The following is a 15,761-nucleotide window of genomic DNA, read 5'->3' on the forward strand; positions in this document are numbered from 1 at the left end:
CTCATGCTCATGCTCATGCTGAAGTAGTGTTGCCGGTCGGGGCGAAGCGATAGCCGCGACCCCAGACAGTCAGGATGCGCACCGGTTGCGCCGGATCGACTTCGATCTTGGCGCGCAGCCGGTTGATGTGGGTGTTGACCGTGTGTTCGTAGCCATCGTGCTGGTAGCCCCACACCTGATTGAGCAAATCGAGGCGGGAAAATACCTTGTCCGGATGGCGCACGAAGAAATACAGCAGGTCGAATTCGCGGGGTGTCAGTTCCAGCAACTTGCCATCGGCATGGGCCTGGCGCAGCACCGGATCGATACTGATGCCGCCCAGCGTCAGCGCGCCGGCATCCTGACGTTGTTCGCGCGCCAGCGCGTCGACCCGGCGCAGCAGCGCCTTGACCCGCACCACCAATTCCAGCACCGAATACGGTTTGGCCTGATAGTCGTCGGCGCCCAGTTCGAGGCCGACGATGCGGTGGGTTTCGCTGGAACGGGCGCTGGTGATGATGATCGGGGTGTAACGCGTCATGGCGCGGGCCTGACGGCAAATCTCCAGGCCATCGACACCGGGCAGCATCAGGTCCAGAATCAGGGCGTCCCAGCTACCTGTCGCCAGTTGCGCCAGCGCGGCGTTGCCGTCGGCGCAATGCGTGACGGCGTAACCTTCATCGTTGAGGTGGATAGTGAGCAGGCCAGCCAGGTTGAGGTCGTCTTCGACGATCAATATTCGTTTCGGTTTGTCCATCGCGCGCTTTCGGGAAAAATGCTCACCAGCAGCGTCATTGTGCATGATTCCCCGGCGCGAAGTATCACAAATCGTTTAACTTTACGTGAGGACTTGGCGACTGCTTCTGCATAAGAATGCGTGCATCGACAAGTCACTTATGGAGTGCATATGCAACCGAGACGACAATTTCTGCTGGCCGGCGGCGCCGGGCTGGCAACCCTGGCACTGTTGCCGCTGCGCAGTCTGTATGCGGCGCCGGCGGCCGCATCGCGCCCGGTCACCGCCTACGAGGTGACGCATACCGAAGCTGAATGGCGCAAGCTGCTGACCCCCGATCAGTTCGAGGTGTTGCGGCACAGCGCTACCGAACGGCCGTTCACCAGTCCGTTCAACAATGAGCACCGGGCCGGCCGCTTTGCCTGTGCCGGTTGCCGTCTGGAAGTGTTCTCTTCGCGCACCAAATTCGACAGTGGCACCGGCTGGCCGAGTTTCTGGGCGCCACTGGAACGGTCTGTGACCGCCAGCAGCGACAACTCGTTCGGCATGCTGCGTTCGGCGATCAGCTGCCGCCGTTGCGGCGGTCATTTGGGTCATGTGTTTGACGATGGTCCCAAACCGACCGGTCTGCGCTATTGCATGAATGGCATCGCCATGACGTTTACTCCCGGTGCCGCCTGAAGCAGCGCCGACTGCGTCGTTGCCGCAGTTTTTTCGCAGTTTTCAGTATCCGGCGTCACCTTTTTGAAAGCGGTTCCCATGTTGTTACTCATCCTGTCTTATCTGGGTGGCGTGCTGACCATCGTCAGTCCCTGCATCCTGCCGGTGTTGCCGTTTGTCTTTGCGCGCAGCGATGCGCCATTCCGTCGCAGCGGCTTGCCGTTGTTGTGCGGCATGGCACTGATGTTTGCGGCCGTGGCCACCTTGGCTGCCGTCGGCGGCAGTTGGGTAGTGCAGGCCAACCAATATGGACGCTGGCTGGCGATGGCATTGATGGCGCTGTTTGGCGCGACGTTGCTGTTCCCGCAACTGTCTGATCGTCTGAGCAGCCCGCTGGTGGCGGCCGGCGACCGCTTGTCGCGCTCTGTCAGTGCATCCGCGGGAGCGGGCGGTCGCGGCGGCGTCGGTTCGTCGTTTGTCCTCGGACTGGCAACCGGACTGTTATGGGCGCCATGCGCCGGCCCGATCCTGGGTTTGCTGCTGACCGGTGCCGCGTTGCATGGCGCCAATGTCGGTACCACGCTGCTGTTGCTGGCTTATGCCGCCGGTGCCGCAACCTCGCTGGGCGTTGCCTTGCTGGTGGGCGGCAAGGTGTTTGCCGCCATGAAGCGCTCGCTCGGCGCCGGTGCCGGGATCCGCCGCGCTCTTGGCGTGGCGATGTTGTGCGGCGTCGCCGCCATTGCGCTCGGACTCGACACCGGCGTGTTGACCCGTATTTCCACCGTTGCCACCGCCGGACTAGAGCAAGGACTGGTGGATCGCTTGCGGCCGGCGCCACCGGTGTCGGTGGTGGATACCGCGTTGCCATCGTCGAATGTGATGCAAGCGCAAGGCGGGGCAATGATGGCCGCTGCCGGCGCCATGTCGGCGCAACCCGGCAGCATGATGGCGATGCAGGCGCAACCCGGCGCTCGTGCGCTGCCGGTGGAAGGGACGCTGCCGTCGCTGGCCGGTGCCGTCCAATGGTTCAATTCGCCGCCGCTCGATGCGGCCGCATTAAAGGGCAAAGTGGTGGTGATCGACTTCTGGACCTACTCGTGCATCAACTGCCTGCGCAGCTTGCCATACGTCAAAGCCTGGGCGCAGAAATACAAGGATCAGGGGCTGGTGGTGATCGGCGTGCATGCGCCCGAATTCGCCTTTGAACGGGACCCCGGCAACGTCGCCAAGGCGGTGCGCGATCTGGGCATCACCTATCCGGTGGCAATCGACAACGACTACGCCATCTGGCGCGCCTTCAACAACCAATACTGGCCGGCCCACTATTTCATCGATGCGCAGGGCAAGGTGCGCTATCACCATTTCGGCGAAGGCGAGTACGCCCGTTCGGAACAGGTGATCCAGCAATTGCTGGCCGAAGCAGGCAACAAGAATGTCGCTACCGATATGGTCAAGGCCGATGCCAGCGGAGTGCAACTGGCGGGCGACGACGCCGAGGTGGCGTCACCGGAGACCTATCTGGGCTATGAGCGGGCGCAGAATTTCGTTGCCACCGGCGGTGCCGTGACAGATCGCGTCAGCAATTACACGGCGCCGGCACAGCCCGCATTGAATCAATGGGGCTTGGCCGGCGACTGGAACATCGGCCGCGAACAAGCCTCGCTGGCCAAGGCCGGAGGCAAGATCGTATTTCGTTTTCATGCACGTGACTTGCACCTGGTGCTGGGGCCGGGCGCCGATGGCAAACCGGTGCGGTTTCGCGTCGCACTGGACGGTGCAGTGCCGGGCAAGGATAGCGGCGTCGATGTGGCAGCGGATGGCCGCGGCCGGGTCAGCGGCCAGCGCCTGTATCAATTGCTGCGGCAGTCGGGGCCGGTGCGCGATCACACATTCAGCATCGAATTCCTCGATCCCGGGGTACAAGCCTACGCGTTCACATTCGGTTAGCACGGCCGGGCCAGTTATACAGAGCAGACATCCAGACGATCATCCACCAGACTGAAGGAGCGAAGACATGAACAACATCAGCCGCAAGTTGAATAACACACCGTTGGCAATCAAACTGGCCACAGGCGCTGCACTGGCGCTGGCCTTGATGTGGTGGCAGTCGACGCTGCCCGGTGCATCGGCGGTTGCTGCCGAGACCGCCGTGACCATCGCCGCACCGGCCGTGGATTTGCCTGCCGCCGGTACGCGCAGCGCCACCATGGTGCTGGCCGGCGGTTGTTTCTGGGGCGTGCAGGGTGTGTTCCAGCATGTGCGCGGCGTCACCAATGTGGTGTCGGGCTATGCCGGCGGCAAGGCTGCCACGGCGCATTATGAGGAAGTTGGTTCAGGTCGCACCGGTCATGCCGAATCGGTACAAATCACCTATGACCCGACACAAATCAGCTATGGCAAATTGCTGCAGATATTCTTTTCGGTCGCGCATGATCCGACCGAATTGAACCGTCAGGGGCCGGACAGCGGTACCCAGTATCGTTCCGCGATTTTTGCCCAAAACGCCCAGCAGCATCAGGTGGCACAAGCGTATATCGCCCAGCTCGATGCAGCCCATGTGTTCAGGAAGCCGATTGCGACACGGATTGAAGACGGCCAGCAGTTTTATGCGGCCGAAGCGTATCACCAGAACTATCTGACGCTGCATCCGGACAATCCTTACATCGCCATCAACGACTTGCCGAAGATCGCCAACCTCAAGCGCAGTGCACCGCAGTTGTATCGTGAAGATCCGGTGCTGGTGCGCTGAAGCCGGCGTGTGCGGCGTCCGATGAGCAAAAACGACATGGCCCGCATCAGCGGGCCATGTCAGCTTACGCGGCGACGGCATTCACCGTCATCGCGCCATTCAGCGTTGCAATTGCTTGATGTCACGCACCGCACCGCGGTCAGCCGAGGTGGCCAGTGCGGCGTAGGCTTGCAATGCCTGCGATACCACGCGCTGGCGATTGACCGGCTTCCAGGCTTGCTTGCCCTTGGCTTCCATCGCGGCACGGCGTTGCGCCATTTCTTCATCGCTGATCGCCAGATGCACGCGACGATTCGGGATGTCGATTTCAATCGTGTCGCCATCTTCCACCAGACCAATGGCGCCGCCTTCGGCGGCTTCCGGTGAGGCATGGCCGATCACCAGACCGGACGAGCCGCCGGAGAAACGGCCATCGGTGAACAGCGCGCACGATTTGCCGAGACCCTTGGACTTGATGTACGACGTCGGGTACAGCATTTCTTGCATGCCGGGACCGCCCTTGGGGCCTTCGTAGCGGATGATGATGGTGTCGCCGGCTTGCACCACGTCGCCGAGAATGGCTTCGACGGCATCGTCCTGGCTTTCGAAGACGCGCGCCTTGCCGGTGAATTTCAGAATGCTTTCATCGACGCCGGCGGTTTTGACGATGCAACCGTTTACTGCCAGGTTGCCGTACAACACAGCCAGGCCGCCATCTTGGGAATAGGCATGGGCTTTGTCGCGGATACAACCGGTGCTGCGGTCCAGATCGAGACTGGCGAAGCGTTTCTCTTGCGAGAATGCAGTTTGGGTGGCGACACCGCCCGGTGCCGCGCTGAACATCTTGTGCACTGCCGGATCCTGGGTTTGCTTGACGTCGTTGTTGGCGATCGCTTCTTCCAGGCTCTTGCTGTGAATGGTCGGGCGGCTGGTGTCGAGCAAACCGGCGCGGGCCAGTTCACCGAGAATGCCGATGATGCCGCCGGCGCGGTGCACGTCTTCGATATGATATTTGTCGGTCATCGGCGCCACTTTGCACAGGCACGGCACGTGACGTGAAATGCGGTCGATGTCGGCCATCTTGAATTCGACTTCGGCTTCTTGCGCAGCGGCCAGCAAATGCAACACGGTATTGGTCGAGCCGCCCATCGACACGTCCAGCGTCATGGCGTTTTCGAAGGCGGCCTTGTTGGCGATGCTGCGTGGCAGGACCGAGTAGTCGTCTTGCTCGTAGTGACGCTTGGCCAGTTCCACGATCAGGCGGCCGGCGCGCAGGAACAACTCCTTGCGGTCGGCGTGCGTAGCCAGAATCGTGCCGTTGCCCGGCAACGCCAGACCTAGCGCTTCGGTCAGGCAGTTCATCGAATTGGCAGTAAACATGCCGGAACAGGAACCGCAGGTAGGACAGGCGGAGCGTTCGATTTCGGCCACATCGGCGTCGCTGATGGATGCATCACCGGCCTTGATCATGGCATCGATCAAATCGATCTTGATGATTTTCTGATTGTCGCGCGGCTGGCCCGGAATCACGGTTTCCACCACTTTGCCGGCTTCCATCGGACCGCCCGATACAAACACTACAGGGATGTTCAGGCGCATCGCGGCCATCAACATGCCGGGGGTGATCTTGTCGCAATTGGAGATACACACCATGGCATCGGCACAGTGGGCGTTGACCATGTATTCGACCGAATCGGCGATCAGTTCGCGCGAAGGCAGCGAGTACAGCATGCCGCCGTGACCCATGGCGATACCGTCATCGACCGCAATGGTATTGAATTCCTTGGCGACGCCGCCGGCCGCTTCGATTTCACGCGCGACCATCTGGCCCAGATCTTTAAGATGCACGTGGCCGGGTACGAATTGGGTAAAGGAGTTGACCACGGCCACGATCGGCTTTTCGAAATCGCCGTCTTTCATGCCGGTGGCGCGCCAAAGAGCGCGGGCGCCGGCCATGTTGCGGCCGTGAGTGGTGGTGCGGGAACGATATACGGGCATGGCTACAGTCTCCGGGAGCTTGTGTATGGAATGGAATGCGAACTGATGGCTATAAGGCAGGGCGTAGAGTGCCTTGTCCCTGTTACTGTGTAAAATATATTATTCGTTGCAGATTAAGATTTTTTAGATATTAATTGCCGGAAACCATGATGGCGGTTTCAGGGCGCGAATGCGGTAATTGCCTGTGGTGAAGCGAACATGGCGGTGGCATTGTGCCCGACGCCGGGTACTTCGATCAACCGCCAGTTGAATGGCCAGTTGTGCTGACGGGCAGTTTCCTGCGCCGCCGCAAAGGCACGCAATCCGCGGTCGTGACGATTCTTGCCCTGGGCATCGGCTTGCGGGCTGCGCGCCAGATGTTTGCTTTTGGTATCTTGCTGTCCCAGCAAGACGCTGACCGGTTGTGCCAGATAGGTGCGCAAGCGCTGTTCAGCCTCGCCGGCGTCACCCATGCCGCCAAAGCCGAAGGGCGCCGCCGTGTTCAGATCGGGCAGTACCCAGGTCGAAGGATTGGCGAGCACGATGCGGCTGGCCGACAGGGGCACGAAGGCCGCGACGCGAGCCAGAAATTGCGCACCGGCCGAATGGGCCAGCAGGGCATAAGGCATTTGCGGGCTGCCGGCGGCGCGTTGGGCCCAACTCACCAGCGCCGGAATCAGATCGACGGTGCGCGTGCCGGGCGTCGCCGGGCCTTGCTTGCCCATGATGCCGCCATACTGATAGAGATCACGCGGGAAGCGCGCTTTATCGAACAGCGGCGCGACCACGACGGCGCACAACTGATCCGCAAGCGGACGGGCATCGTCGCGATAATCGGCGGCATTGCGCTCTACGCCATGAAACACCAGCAACGCCAGGCGCGGTTCGCAGCTTGGCGGGCGATAGGTATAGACGGTCAGTGCGGTGTTACTGTCGAGCGTTACGCTCTGCTGCCCGTTGCCGTCAGGGACCGGCGCTGCGGTTGCCGCTGCTATGGCGAGGAGAAACAGCGGGGAGAGCAGCAGGCTGGTCTGACGGCGCATCGTGGAATCCTTGTTGGCCGAGCCGGTTGCCCGCGCCTTGCAGGGCAATGGTAAGGAGGAACGGGGCTTTGAGCAATGTTTCGAACGGGAAATATTGTCGCGGCAGAGGCCCGGCAGCGGCGTGCATGCCACAGAAAGATGCCGGTGAACAGGCTATAATGTCGCCTGCAACCCACCCGTGCCGTGCTTGTTGTGCTTGTTTCGGCCATTATCGACATCAATATCAGCAGCTTTCGCTCGCTCAGTTCCCAGGCCATCGTGACTTACAGCATCAAAGAAATTTTTTATACCTTGCAAGGCGAGGGCACGCATGCCGGGCGCCCGGCAGTGTTTTGCCGTTTCAGCGGCTGCAATTTGTGGACCGGCCGGGAAGAAGACCGCAGCAACGCGATCTGTCAGTTTTGCGATACCGATTTTGTCGGCACCGACGGCGAGGGCGGCGGCAAGTTCAAGAGTGGCGATGCGCTGGCGCAGACCATCAATGCCTTGTGGCCGACGACCTATCCGGCCACCAAGTATGTCGTCTTTACCGGCGGCGAACCCTTGCTGCAACTGGATCAGGAACTGATCGCCAGCATGCATGCTGCCGGTTTCGAGATTGCGATTGAAACCAATGGCACGATCCCGGTGCCCGAAGGCGTTGACTGGATTTGCGTCAGTCCGAAGATGGGCGCCGAACTGAAAGTGCATAAAGGCAGCGAGCTCAAGGTGGTGATTCCGCAGCAGAATCAATCGCTGGCCGACTATGAACAACTCGATTTTGAACACTTCCTGTTGCAACCGATGGACGGTCCCGATGCCGCCCGCAATACCAGGCTTGCAATCGAACTGGTCAAGAGCAATCCGAAGTGGAAGCTGAGCATTCAGACCCACAAGCTGTTGCAAATACCCTGAATCCGCATCACCGTCTTACCCTGTGCCGGCCGCGACCAGCGCAAGCAATTGCGGCCGCGCTCGCGTATCATCGCATTACTTTAAAAGAACATTGTCCATGCTGACCATTACCCGCAAACTTGAATTCGATGCCGGCCACCGGATTCCCGATCACAAAAGCCAGTGCCGCAATCTGCACGGCCATCGCTATACGCTTGAAATCACGCTGGTGGGGCAAGTGATCGAAGTCGAGGGCAGTTCCGACAATGGCATGATCATGGATTTTTCGGATATCAAGACGCTGGCCAAGCAACATCTGGTCGATGTCTGGGATCACGCCTTTCTGGTGTATGAAAAAGACCAGCCGGTGCGCGCTTTTCTGGCCAGCCTGCCGGACCACAAAACCGTGGTGATCGACCGCATTCCTACCGTTGAAAATCTGGCGCGCACCGCATTCGATATCCTCAATGCTGCCTATCGCGACCATTACGGTACCGGCTTGCATCTGCAAAAACTGGTGCTGCACGAAACCCCCAATTGCTGGGCCGAAATTACTGCTGACTGATGAGCGGAGAGCGCCAGCGATGAGCGATGTGATTCAGCCTGTTCAGCTTGCGCAGTCGCCGCACGATCACTTCATGCGGCTGGCACTGACCCAGGCGCAGCGCGCATGGGAACTCGGCGAAGTGCCGGTGGGTGCGGTGCTGGTCAAGGATGGGGTGGTCATCGCCAGCGGCTTCAACCGGCCGATCGCCAACCACGATCCCAGTGCCCACGCCGAAATCATGGCCTTGCGCGCCGCCGCCCAATTGCTCGGCAATTACCGTTTGCCCGGTTGTGATCTGTATGTCACGCTGGAGCCTTGCGTCATGTGCGCCGGCGCCATGATGCATGCACGCCTGGCGCGGGTCATCTATGGTGCGCGCGATCCCAAGACCGGCGCTTGCGGATCGGTGCTCGATCTGTTTGCGCAAGAACAACTCAATCATCACACTGAAGTGCAGGGCGGCGTGCTGGCCGATGAATGCAGTCGCATGCTGAAGGATTTCTTTGCCGAGCGGCGCGAACGTCTCAAGCAAGAGCGTCTGCAACGCCAGGCTGAAGCGCATGCACATGCGCACGCCATGGATGAAACCAATGACTGAAAACACGACCGCAGTATTGCCTCCTCCCGGAACTTGCGTGGCGATTGTGGCGCCTGGCGGCTATGCGCCGGATGTGGCAGCGCTGGAGCGCGGTATCGGATTGTTGCAGGCGCAGGGATGCAAGGTCAGGAATTTCTATGATCACGCCAACCGCCATCAGCGTTTTGCAGCGTCCGATGCTGACCGTATCGCGCAATTGCGCGATGCCGTCGCCGACTCCGAGGTGCAGATAGTGATGGCGCTGCGCGGTGCCTATGGCATCTCGCGCATCCTCGAACAACTGGATTTTCCGGCGCTGGCGGCGAGCGGCAAGCTGTTCGTCGGTTACAGCGATTTCACCGCCATGCATCTGGGTTTGCTGGCGCAAGCCGGGGCCGTCAGTTTTGCCGGGCCGATGTTGTGCGGCGATTTTGGCTGCGCCACGCCGAGTGCGTCGACGCTCGATCATTTCTGGCGCATGCTGACCACGCCATCCCAGACCTTTCAGGTCGCGGCCACCGGCAATCCGCAACTGACTGCCGCCGGTACCTTGTGGGGCGGTAATCTGGCGATGCTGACGCACTTGCTCGGCACACCGTATTTTCCTCAGATTGAGGGCGGGATTCTGTTTGTTGAAGACGTCAATGAACACCCGTACCGGGTGGAGCGCATGCTGTTGCAACTCGAGCATGCCGGGGTGCTGGCGCGGCAACAGGCGGTCTTGCTCGGCGATTTCTCCAATTACCGTTTGTCGGATTACGATAACGGCTACGATTTCGACGCCATGCTGGCGTATGCACGCGCGAATCTGTCGGCGCCGTTGCTGACCGGTTTGCCATTCGGCCATACCTTTGACCGGATTACCTTGCCGGTCGGCGCCCGCGCCGAACTGGTATCAACTGCCGCGGGCTTTGATCTGACGCTGAGCGGCTATCCGGTCTTGCCGCACGGCTGATCGTCAATCCGGGGGCCGGCTCACAGTGGCTTGACTTCGACCTTGATGCCATCGCGTTCGACCGTGATGGCGCCGGGTTCGAAACGCTGTCCCTTCAATTCCAGTTGTTCCGGCTGGAAAGTATAAATCGCATAATTCTTCAGGATCTGGTCTGCCGCGACGTTGCCGATGGCATTCAATTGCTGCGCATATTGCGCGGGCATGCCGGCAATGTCGACGTTGTCCACGGCCGGCGCATCGAGCCGGATGGCGCGGGCGGCGGCGTCATACTTCAAGCCGCTGCTCATCGCCAGCACGCCCTTGACCGGTGCGCCGCCAAACAATTTGTTTTCGATCAGGGCATCGACCACCGTCGTCAGGCGATTCTTGCTTTCGTCCATGCGCAGGCGCGGATTGCTGAGGGTGACCTCGAACACTTCCATGTAACGCAGCTTGCGCGGGAATTGCGGCGTCAGTGCAGTTTGCAGTTCATCTTTGCTCAAAGTGTATTCACTGGTCCAGATGTTATAGGCGGCATGGCTGGAAACGGCCGCGGCCAGTGCACCGATCAGAATCAGAAACGCCAGCAGCGGACGCAGCCAGCTCCGGTTATTGCAGAAAGACTTGCTCATGTGATTGCCAGACAGGAATGAAAACAGGTTGGAGCGGCGGCGGCATCAAATAATTCCATCTGTTGCCCCGGAGTCGCAGGGTAAAACGATGTCAAAAAGAAACTTGTTACGAGAAATAATGCTGCGTGCTTCCCCATGACGATAGTGCCATACTGAGTAACACTTGGTCCGCAATGTCCCTGGACAGCCAATCGCCCGATTGCGGATCTCCACCCGACGCAAGGTGCTGCTCAACGCTTGAGCATGACCCGGCAAGACAATACAGATAAGGCGGCGAGAAAGTTATCCACAAGGATGCACACAGAATTTGTGGGTAAGCTTGGTGCCTGTGCAGGTGTTGCAACTCAAAGGAGCTCAGCATGAAGATAAAAAAACTAGTCGCTGCAGTCATCGTCTTGTCGCTGACGACAAGCGGAATGGCTTTCGCTCAGAATTACGGCGGTCGCAATGATGACGGACGTGGTGGTCCGCAAGGGCAGCGCAATGACAGGGACCAACGTCAGGGGCCGCAGCGTGATGATCGTCGCGGGCCGCCGGAGCGGGCCCGCATGGATGAACGCGGCGCCGGACCCAACCATGATTTCCGGCGCGGTCAGCGCCTGCCGCCAGAGTACCGGGGCCACCAATACGTGGTCGATAACTGGCGCGAACACCATCTGACAGCACCGCCGCGCGGCTATCACTGGGTGCAGACCGGCGGTGACTATGTGCTGGTGGCAGTTGCCACCGGCGTCATTCTGAACATGATTTTGGGTCAGTGACCTTGAAATAAGGAGCGCAGGGCATATATGCGTAGCAAGGATGAGATTGCGCGTTACCAGTTCTTTGCATGACGACCGGTATTGAAACTGGTCAGTTATACGAATCGTGAATATGCAATATTCTGAAATAGAATTGGATGCAATTGAATCGTCGCGATATAGTGCATTTGTCTCCTCCAATTTCCTCCTAAAGAATTGGATTTAGCCCTCAGCCGCAAGGTTCGAGGGCTTTTTTTTACCGACGTTTTTTACCAGTGCAGCAATGTTGTTGTCGATGCAAAATGACAATGCAGGGGTTGAAAAGAATGTTGCGAGAAATATCACACGGGTTACCAGACAGGATCAAGCCCCGGCCATCAGCGACCGGGGCTTTTGCGTTTGTGTCGTCCGATTGCGCGCAAAGGCGTTGTGGACACGGGAATTGTCCCCATCTGCGAAGCGAGGCGCCGTACAGTGGTTTTCCGTGATTATTGTATAATGCGCGATTGGTCTCTAACAGTTTGATTTAATTAGAAAAAGATTATATTTAAGTATGCTTTCCACCGCTAACATCACCATGCAGTTTGGCCCCAAGCCGCTGTTTGAAAACATCTCCGTCAAGTTCGGCGATGGCAACCGCTATGGCTTGATCGGCGCCAACGGCTGCGGCAAGTCAACCTTCATGAAGATTCTCGGGGGCGATCTCGATCCCTCGGGCGGCAATGTCAGCCTCGATTCCAACGAACGTCTGGGCAAGTTGCGCCAGGATCAGTTCGCATTCGAAGAAATGCGCGTGCTGGACGTGGTGCTGATGGGGCATACCGAAATGTGGGCAGCGATGTCCGAGCGCGATGCGATCTATGCCAACCCGGAAGCGACCGACGACGACTACATGAAGGCCGCCGAACTGGAAGCCAGGTTCGCCGAATACGATGGCTACACCGCGGAAGCGCGCGCCGGTGAACTGTTGCTGGGCGTCGGCGTGCCGATCGAGCAGCATCAGGGACCGATGAGCAGCGTGGCGCCGGGCTGGAAATTGCGCGTGCTGCTGGCGCAGGCCCTGTTCTCGAATCCCGATATCCTCTTGCTCGACGAACCGACCAACAACCTCGACATCAATACCATCCGCTGGCTGGAAGACGTGCTCAATGAGCGCAACTCCACCATGATCATCATTTCCCATGATCGCCACTTTCTCAATCAGGTGTGCACGCACATGGCCGACATGGATTACGGTACATTGAAAGTGTATCCGGGCAATTACGACGAATACATGCTGGCGTCGTCGCAGGCGCGCGCGCAGCAATTGTCTGCCAACGCCAAGGCCAAGGACAAGGTCGCCGAACTGCAGGATTTCGTGCGCCGTTTCTCGGCCAACAAATCGAAGGCGCGTCAGGCAACTTCGCGTGCCAAGCAGATCGACAAGATCAAGGTGGAAGACGTCAAGCCATCGAGCCGCGCCAATCCTTTCGTGCGCTTCGACGGCGAAAAGAAACTGCATCGTCTGGCGGTGGAAACGCAAAGCATCGCCAAGAGCTACGACCGGCCGATCTTCAAGAATTTCAACATCATGGTGGAAGCCGGCGAAAAGATCGCCGTCATCGGTGCCAACGGTATCGGCAAGACCACATTGCTGCGCAGTATCGGCGGCGATGTCAGCGGCCTGCATCCGGACAGCGGCCTGGTCAAGTGGGCGGAAAACGCCAACGTCGGCTACATGCCGCAGGATCCGACCGAAGAATTCGCCAAGGGCGAGACCCTGACCGACTGGATGGGTTACTGGACGCAGGAAGGCGACGATGATCAGGCAGTGCGTTCGATCCTCGGCCGCTTGCTGTTCTCCGGTGATGACGTCAAGAAATCGGTGTCGGTCCTGTCAGGTGGTGAAAAAGGGCGCATGATGTATGGCAAGCTGATGCTCGGCCGTCACAATGTCATGCTGATGGATGAGCCAACCAACCACATGGATATGGAATCGATCGAGTCGCTCAATATTGCGCTTGAAAAATATGCCGGCACCCTGATTTTCGTGTCGCACGACCGTGAATTCGTGTCGTCGCTGGCAACCCGCATTTTGGAAGTCAAGGAAAACGAGATCATCGATTTCCATGGCACTTACGAAGAATATCTCGCCAGCCAGGGAATCGAATAATACTGATTCCCGAGAGGCACCCGGATCACCCTGTCGACCAGGGGATCCCACACATTTTTTGAGATGGTGGCCATGCAAGCTACAGCAATCAAGGTTGTCGAATTCGAACAGCCGCATATGGAGACAGGCAGCAGTTGTACTGCCAATGCGTGGGCGCGGGTTGCAGCGACGCCGACGGCGGCGGAGCGAACTGCGCTCAAGCAGGACATCAGACGTTTGCTCAAGGAAAAGCAGGCGGTACTGGTGGCCCATTACTACGTTGATTCCGATTTGCAGGATCTGGCTGAAGAAACCGGCGGCTGCGTTTCCGATTCGCTGGAAATGGCGCGCTTCGGACGTGATCATCCGGCACAGACGCTGGTGGTCGCAGGCGTGCGTTTCATGGGCGAAACCGCCAAGATCCTGAGTCCCGAAAAACGTATCCTGATGCCGGACCTGGACGCAACGTGCTCGCTCGATCTGGGTTGCCCGGTCGATGAATTTACCGCTTTCTGCGACGCCCATCCGGACCGCACCGTGGTGGTGTACGCCAACACCAGCGCTGCCGTCAAGGCGCGCGCCGACTGGATGGTGACATCTTCCATCGGTCTTGAGATCGTGGCGCATCTGCATGCCCAGGGCAAAAAAATCCTGTGGGCGCCGGACAAGCATCTCGGTGGCTACATCCAGCAAAAGACCGGCGCCGATATGTTGTTGTGGCAAGGCTCCTGCCTGGTGCACGACGAATTCAAGGGGGTCGAGCTGGAGCTGCTGCGCAAGGAACATCCGAACGCCAAGATTCTGGTGCATCCGGAGTCGCCGGCAGCAGTGGTGGCGCAAGCCGACATGGTCGGTTCCACATCGCAAATGATCGCCGCCGCGCAACAACTTGATGCGCGCGAATTCATTGTCGCCACCGACAACGGCATTCTGCACAAGATGCGCATGGCCGCGCCCGGCAAAGTGTTCTATGACGCCCCGACCGCCGGCAACAGCGCCACCTGCAAGAGCTGCGCGCATTGCCCGTGGATGGCCATGAACGGTTTGCAAAACCTGCATCATGTGCTGCTCACCGGCAGCAACGAAATTCACGTCGATCCGGCGCTCGGCCGCAAGGCCAGTGTCTGCATCGACCGCATGCTGGATTTCGCGGCGCAGAAAAAAGCCAATGTACGTCCGTCCGCCGATCTGGCGAATGAACAAAAACTGTTTGCAGGAATCGGTCCAGCATGAGTCTTTCCCTCAGCACCAACAGCAGTCTGAACAATCCGTTTGCACCATTCGATGCAGCGCTCGCGGCGGCATTCGACGCCAATGTCAACAATGCCATCAGCGAAGATGTCGGCAATGGCGACCTGACCGGTTTGCTGGTGCCGGAAAATGAACATGTCAAAGCCCGCGTGATCGTGCGCGAAGCGGCCGTGCTGTGCGGCGCGCCGTGGTTCGAAGCGGTCATGCAGCGCCTCGATTCACGCCTGCGCATCGAATGGCTGCATGCCGAAGGCGCGCAGATGGCGGCCGACGACATGGTCTGCACCATCGAAGGTCCGGCGCGTGCCTTGCTCACGGCCGAACGCAGCGCTCTCAATTTCCTGCAATTGCTGTCTGGCGTCGCCAGCGCCACGCGCCGTTACGTCGATGTCGTGGCCGGCACCAACGCGCGCATCCTCGATACCCGCAAGACCATGCCGGGCCTGCGCCTGGCGCAGAAGTACGCGGTCCGGGTCGGCGGTGGTCTCAATCAGCGGCTGGCCTTGTACGACGGCATCCTGATCAAGGAAAACCACATTGCCGCCGCCGGTGGCATCCGTGCTGCCATGCAGGCCGCGCACAAGCTCAATGCCGGGGTCTCGGTGCAGATCGAAGTGGAAAGCCTGCACGAACTGGGCGAGGCACTGGATGCCGGCGCCACATCGGTATTGCTGGATAATTTTTCAACCGACATGATGCGCGCAGCGGTGGTGCACACCGCCGGCCGCGCGTTGCTGGAAGCGTCCGGCGGCATCAACATGGATACCGTGCGGGCGATTGCCGAAACCGGCGTTGATCGCATTTCCATTGGCAGCCTGACCAAAGATATCCGCGCTACCGATTATTCACTGCGCATCATCGGTTAAGACGCACGACGGCAGCATCAAGGGAGATGCTGCCGTCACGGTGACTTGGCATGGTCACCTTGCGATTTCACTCAGGGGGGGAACTTC

At 59.4% G+C, this 15,761-nt stretch carries 15 protein-coding genes; 11 read left to right on the forward strand and 4 right to left on the reverse strand.

The features are described 5' to 3' along the window. Window positions 1–13: 13 nt before the first annotated feature. The gene (locus AKL27_RS09445; protein WP_050462553.1) at window positions 14–736 is read right to left on the reverse strand and encodes a response regulator transcription factor; all 723 of its coding nucleotides are present in this window, start codon (window positions 734–736) and stop codon (window positions 14–16) included. 150 nt (window positions 737–886) lie between these two features. Here AKL27_RS09445 and msrB point away from each other — a divergent pair, with 150 nt between their 5' ends. From msrB to msrA, 3 genes are all read left to right on the forward strand, one after another. Then, window positions 887–1,396, forward strand: coding sequence for a peptide-methionine (R)-S-oxide reductase MsrB (msrB, locus tag AKL27_RS09450; RefSeq protein ID WP_050462554.1), 510 nt, complete (start codon window positions 887–889; stop codon window positions 1,394–1,396). Between the two features lie 78 nt (window positions 1,397–1,474). Then, window positions 1,475–3,322: a cytochrome c biogenesis protein DipZ gene (locus AKL27_RS09455; RefSeq protein WP_050462555.1), complete on the forward strand. Its 1,848-nt coding sequence runs from the start codon at window positions 1,475–1,477 to the stop codon at window positions 3,320–3,322. Between the two features lie 67 nt (window positions 3,323–3,389). Beyond that, window positions 3,390–4,124, forward strand: a complete 735-nt coding sequence (msrA, locus tag AKL27_RS09460) for a peptide-methionine (S)-S-oxide reductase MsrA (protein ID WP_050462556.1) — start codon at window positions 3,390–3,392, stop codon at window positions 4,122–4,124. Between the two features lie 99 nt (window positions 4,125–4,223). Here msrA and ilvD read toward each other — a convergent pair whose 3' ends face one another. Together ilvD and AKL27_RS09470 are read right to left on the reverse strand one after the other, a co-directional pair. Continuing rightward, window positions 4,224–6,101 (reverse strand): dihydroxy-acid dehydratase, encoded by a 1,878-nt coding sequence (gene ilvD, locus AKL27_RS09465; RefSeq protein ID WP_050462557.1) that lies wholly within the window; start codon window positions 6,099–6,101, stop codon window positions 4,224–4,226. Between the two features lie 158 nt (window positions 6,102–6,259). Then, window positions 6,260–7,123: an alpha/beta fold hydrolase gene (locus tag AKL27_RS09470; protein WP_157056867.1), complete on the reverse strand. Its 864-nt coding sequence runs from the start codon at window positions 7,121–7,123 to the stop codon at window positions 6,260–6,262. A gap of 258 nt (window positions 7,124–7,381) precedes the next feature. On the opposite strand from AKL27_RS09470, the gene queE reads away from it, so the two are divergent. The 4 genes from queE (at window position 7,382) to ldcA (ending at window position 10,075) form a co-directional block, all read left to right on the forward strand. After that, window positions 7,382–8,017: a 7-carboxy-7-deazaguanine synthase gene (gene queE / locus AKL27_RS09475; RefSeq protein WP_050462612.1), complete on the forward strand. Its 636-nt coding sequence runs from the start codon at window positions 7,382–7,384 to the stop codon at window positions 8,015–8,017. A gap of 97 nt (window positions 8,018–8,114) precedes the next feature. Next, window positions 8,115–8,561 carry a 6-carboxytetrahydropterin synthase QueD gene (gene queD, locus AKL27_RS09480; protein WP_050462559.1) on the forward strand — a complete coding sequence of 149 codons (447 nt, stop codon included), beginning with the start codon at window positions 8,115–8,117 and terminating at the stop codon, window positions 8,559–8,561. Window positions 8,562–8,580: 19 nt separating this feature from the next. Next, window positions 8,581–9,141, forward strand: coding sequence for a tRNA adenosine(34) deaminase TadA (tadA, locus tag AKL27_RS09485; protein ID WP_050462560.1), 561 nt, complete (start codon window positions 8,581–8,583; stop codon window positions 9,139–9,141). Then, complete coding sequence (gene ldcA, locus AKL27_RS09490) at window positions 9,134–10,075, forward strand: muramoyltetrapeptide carboxypeptidase (RefSeq protein WP_050462561.1); 942 nt, start codon at window positions 9,134–9,136, stop codon at window positions 10,073–10,075. The genes tadA and ldcA overlap by 8 nt, the downstream gene beginning before the upstream one ends. Window positions 10,076–10,095: 20 nt before the next feature. On the opposite strand, the gene AKL27_RS09495 is transcribed toward ldcA, so the two are convergent. After that, a complete protein-coding gene (locus tag AKL27_RS09495; protein ID WP_050462562.1) occupies window positions 10,096–10,686 on the reverse strand; it encodes a DUF1439 domain-containing protein in 591 nt (196 codons plus the stop codon). Window positions 10,687–11,045: 359 nt separating this feature from the next. Here AKL27_RS09495 and AKL27_RS09500 point away from each other — a divergent pair, with 359 nt between their 5' ends. The 4 genes from AKL27_RS09500 (at window position 11,046) to nadC (ending at window position 15,674) form a co-directional block, all read left to right on the forward strand. Next, a complete protein-coding gene (locus tag AKL27_RS09500; protein ID WP_050462563.1) occupies window positions 11,046–11,447 on the forward strand; it encodes an RcnB family protein in 402 nt (133 codons plus the stop codon). A gap of 532 nt (window positions 11,448–11,979) precedes the next feature. Beyond that, entirely contained in the window at window positions 11,980–13,578 is a 1,599-nt protein-coding gene (locus AKL27_RS09505; protein WP_050462564.1) for an ABC-F family ATPase, read from the forward strand. 72 nt (window positions 13,579–13,650) lie between these two features. Continuing rightward, window positions 13,651–14,790, forward strand: coding sequence for a quinolinate synthase NadA (gene nadA, locus AKL27_RS09510; protein ID WP_198155927.1), 1,140 nt, complete (start codon window positions 13,651–13,653; stop codon window positions 14,788–14,790). After that, entirely contained in the window at window positions 14,787–15,674 is an 888-nt protein-coding gene (nadC, locus tag AKL27_RS09515; protein ID WP_050462565.1) for a carboxylating nicotinate-nucleotide diphosphorylase, read from the forward strand. The genes nadA and nadC overlap by 4 nt, the downstream gene beginning before the upstream one ends. Window positions 15,675–15,761: the final 87 nt, after the last annotated feature.

The sequence above is a fragment of the Herbaspirillum autotrophicum genome, assembly GCF_001189915.1.
Classification (GTDB): domain Bacteria; phylum Pseudomonadota; class Gammaproteobacteria; order Burkholderiales; family Burkholderiaceae_D; genus Herbaspirillum; species Herbaspirillum autotrophicum.